The organism is Noviherbaspirillum denitrificans (genome assembly GCF_002211445.1).
Lineage (GTDB): Bacteria > Pseudomonadota > Gammaproteobacteria > Burkholderiales > Burkholderiaceae_D > Noviherbaspirillum > Noviherbaspirillum denitrificans.
The window spans coordinates 826327-830078 of the sequence record NZ_LSTO01000001.1 but is presented as its reverse complement, the minus strand read 5'-3'; the positions used below and the strand labels follow the sequence as shown (position 1 = coordinate 830078).

General features: G+C 64.4%; 5 protein-coding genes. 2 read left to right on the top strand and 3 right to left on the bottom strand.

Annotation, left to right across the window (positions count from 1 at the left end):
• Positions 1-62 precede the first annotated feature (62 nt).
• Complete coding sequence (locus AYR66_RS04185) at positions 63-536, top strand: SRPBCC family protein (protein WP_088706489.1); 474 nt, start codon at positions 63-65, stop codon at positions 534-536.
• Between the two features lie 108 nt (positions 537-644).
• Here the strand turns inward: AYR66_RS04185 and AYR66_RS04180 are convergent, their stop codons facing one another.
• A complete protein-coding gene (locus tag AYR66_RS04180; protein ID WP_088706488.1) occupies positions 645-1847 on the bottom strand; it encodes a YsnF/AvaK domain-containing protein in 1203 nt (400 codons plus the stop codon).
• An 81-nt stretch (positions 1848-1928) separates the two neighbouring features.
• Positions 1929-2558 carry a YsnF/AvaK domain-containing protein gene (locus AYR66_RS29855; protein ID WP_234814747.1) on the bottom strand — a complete coding sequence of 210 codons (630 nt, stop codon included), beginning with the start codon at positions 2556-2558 and terminating at the stop codon, positions 1929-1931.
• 193 nt (positions 2559-2751) lie between these two features.
• Here AYR66_RS29855 and AYR66_RS04170 point away from each other — a divergent pair, with 193 nt between their 5' ends.
• Positions 2752-3354, top strand: a complete 603-nt coding sequence (locus tag AYR66_RS04170) for a hypothetical protein (protein WP_088706487.1) — start codon at positions 2752-2754, stop codon at positions 3352-3354.
• A 1-nt stretch (position 3355) separates the two neighbouring features.
• On the opposite strand, the gene AYR66_RS29290 is transcribed toward AYR66_RS04170, so the two are convergent.
• On the bottom strand, positions 3356-3752 hold a 397-nt coding region (locus AYR66_RS29290), incomplete at its 5' end, for an endonuclease/exonuclease/phosphatase family protein (protein ID WP_337366724.1).

The window sequence follows — 3752 nt, the reverse complement described above, 5'->3', positions numbered from 1 at the left end:
GTGGTCGCAGTTTTTCTGAGGCGGGAGTAAACTGCCCGCATTGAACCGCCGGTGCAGCCGCCATGAAATTCGAACACCTGATAGAAATCAACGATCCGCTCAACCCGCTGATCGACCGCCTGTCCCGCGAACAACTCTGGCGCGGCCTCGTGTTGCGCGCAGAAACGCCGATGGACTTCGTCCCCCACCTCGACGCCTGCGACATCCTCGAACGCAGCGAACACACCCTCTCGCGCGAATTGCGCTATGGCGACCTCGTCATCCGCGACCGTGTCTCCTACCTGCCGCTGCAGCAAGTCACCTACCATGTGCCGCCGCAAAAGGAGATCCCGGAATCCACGCTGACCATGACCATCGAAGAGCCGGAACAGGACATCCTGTTCGTGCGCTTCGTGTACGACGACGGCGCCACCGAGGCGCAGGATACGGCGGACGCGTTCTACAACGACTTCCGCAAGTCGGCGTACAAGGAGTCGGATATCGACACGATACGGACCATCAGGGAGATGGCCGAGGCGGGGCGGCTGGGGGAGTGACGGCGAAAAATTAATTGCATGCGCCAGACATGGCGCGGGGAGCCGTGCAACCTGCACAGGCTCCCCGCTTTGTCCCTACCCGTCCGGGAAGGGATCTCAGGCTGTCACTCAGCGGCGTTCATTCCGACCCGTCACCCGTTCGGCGCCGTAACGCACCGCGTCCTTGACCCTTTCCCACGTGCTCTCGGGATGGTCGCGCTCCCAGTCGCTGCGCAGGGCGGGTTCGGCATCTTCCCAGCGGTAGTTCTTGTAACGCTCGCTGCCGCGCGCCATCGAACCATAGCGGTAGGCGGCGTCGTAGTCCTCATAGCGTCCGCCTGAGGAGCTATACGCGTTCTGCCAGTGGCTGCGGTAATCCGAATCGTCGGAAGTCATCGCGGTGTCGGCATAGTCGCCGCCCACGCCGCTGCCGGTCGCCGAAATGTCGGCCGCGGTGGTGGCGCCGGTGGCTGAACGTTCCGCGGCACCCATCTGTTCCACGTCGACCTCGGTCTTGCGGACCGACTCGTTGATGTCTTCGGTACGCTCGGTCGCTTCCTTGCCGACCACCACTTCCTCGACCACGCGTGCCGATTTCGATATCACCGGCTCTTCGGCGGTCTCGCGCATTTCGATCGCGCCTTCCTTGATGGCCGACATGTCTGCTTCCGTTGCCGGCTGGTCAACCGGATGGCGTTCGACGTTCACATGCTCCTCGCGCAAGTCGACTGTCTCATGCACCGGCTGTTCCGTCATGCGCTGGTAGATTCGCACGCCGCCGCGCTGCACAGCACGTTTGCCGACCTGCAATTCCTCCTCGACGACGGGGATGCGCGCCTGCTCGCCTTGCGTCGCCTGGCCGGTGTCCGTGCTGCGTCCCTGGCCGTACAGCGCGCGGTCTTTCTCGATCTCGCTGTCGGTCATCCTCGGCACCGATGCGTCGTAGCCGGTCCATCCGCTGCTGCGCCACTGCGTCACGCGTTCATCGAGGTCGACCGGGTTGAAGCGATTCATCACCTCGATCGCGCGCTCGCGTTCCTGCTCGCTGTCGGCATCGACCGTGACCACGCAGCTGCCGCGACGCATCGCTTCGGCATAGATGTCATGATGCTGGCGGTCGTCCTCGTCTTCCATTCCGAACAGCGAACGGAAGAAATGCCCGATGCCCGATCCTCCGCTCGACGATTCCGTCATCGGTGTCGTGGCTGTGGTGCCGGATCCTTCCGGGCTGAGCTGGACTTCATCGCGCGAAAATCCGCAGGCGAGTAATTCGTTCAGGACGTTCTGCGCCTGGGCATAACTGTCGTACACGCCCACTACCGTGTTTTCCATGATTGCACTCTCCTCACATAGTGTCCCGTCCGCCGCGAGGCCGGACCCGGGACGGACAACCGTGCATAAGGCGTGCCTGCCTCACTGGGGGCGTCCTTCGTCGAAGCGTTCGACCTGCACTTGCTCCGAACGCAGCACCACCTTCTCCGGCCTGCTCACCTGTTCGCGATGGCGCGTGATGCGCACCTCTTCCTTGAGCAGCAGCTGTTTCTGCACGACGAGCACTTCTTCCAGCACCGGCACCACCAGCGTGTCGCCCTCGTAGCGCATCTGCGGCGCGTCGGCCTCGCTCACGACCGTCCCGACCTGCACATGCTCGACCTCGAGCCTGTCCTGCATCAGCGCTTCGTCGAGCACCTGCTCGCGTTCGGCGACGGTCTTGTGGATGCGGACGCCGCGCCCGGTGTCGATGACGCGCTTGCCGACCCGGACATCCTCTTCCATCACGGGGAAGCTCATCTGCATTGGCTGGCGCGCGTCGCCGGTGAAGCGGAAAGTGAACGGCAAGCGGTAGCCGCCGTCATCCTGCGCGAGCAGGCTGACCGGCACCAGCACCTGCGTGCCGTCGAGCAGCCGTATCCACGCCTGCGGGCCGGAACTGCTGTCGCCGCCGCCCTGCTGCAGCGAAACGATGGACGCCGCGTTGCCGCCGGCATCGGTCACCTGGGCACCGACCAGGTCGTCGGGCGTGCTGTTGGAAATGTGTGCCATCTCGGTCCTTCCCGTTCGCGTCTCGGACGGTACGAGCATGCAATTAGCAGACCGGCGAACAGCGGCCTGCACCGCGTGCGGAAGCGGCTTACGGCTCGGCCCTTTTTACCGCCGCAGGGAAAAAATTACATCCGAACTTCTGCATGGCATTGCGCTCTCACTCGTATTCATTTCGACAATGAAAGGGACAAGCGTGAGCACCATCATCGCCGGACGATTCCAGCAGCAATTGCAGATCGAACACACCATCGAGGAACTGGTCAGCGCCGGGTTTGCGCGCGACCGCATTTCCGCTTTCTATGTGAATCCGCCGGGGCAGCACGACAGTTTCCCGATCGGCGGTGACCATGCCGAATCCGCCGGCGCCCATGAGTCCGGCAAGGGCGTGGCGATGGGTGCTGCGACGGGTGCCGCGGTCGGCCTGGCAGCGGCGCCCTTCCTCGGCCCTGTAGGGGCCGTTACCGGCAGTCTGGTTGGCGCGCACCTGGGTGGCTTGGCGGGCGGTCTTTCGCAAATGAAAGAAGCCGGCGAAACCGGCGAGCACAATGAAGATGCGGACAACGTGGCGCCAGTGCGTCATTCCGGCATGCTGCTGGCGGTCGCCCTGGACAACCAGGACGATGAAGACAAGGCGGCCGACCTGCTGCGCTCGCTGGGCGCGGTGGAACTGGAGCGCGCGGAGGGTACGATCGAAGGCGGCGACTGGACCGATTTCGATCCGACCGCGACGCCGCACATCCTGTATCGGGCGCAGCAGCAATCGCTGCCGCCGGGCGAGCCCGTCCGCCGCCTGTAATCTAGCCGTCGATGTGCGCGACCAGCGGCAAGTGATCCGACGCGATCCTTGCCAGCGGTGTCGCGTGCACTTCCACATGCACCAGCCGGTGGCGCGGCCGGATCCAGATGCGGTCGAGCGCGAACAGCGGATGCCGCGACGGAAAGGTTTTCGGCGCCGGCACCGGCTGGAAGTGCGACACCAGCCAGCGCAGCGACCTTCCCCACACGAACCATTCATTGATGTCGCCGAGCAGGATGACCGGCATTTCTTCCGTGTCGAACACTTGCAGCAGGCGCCGTATCTGTTCGCGCCGCTCGGCCGGCCGCAGGCCGAGGTGGGTGGCGACAACACGCAGCATGTGGCCGTGGCAGTTGACGTCGGCATCGAGGGCACCGCGCGGCTCGCGGCTGCCGAAG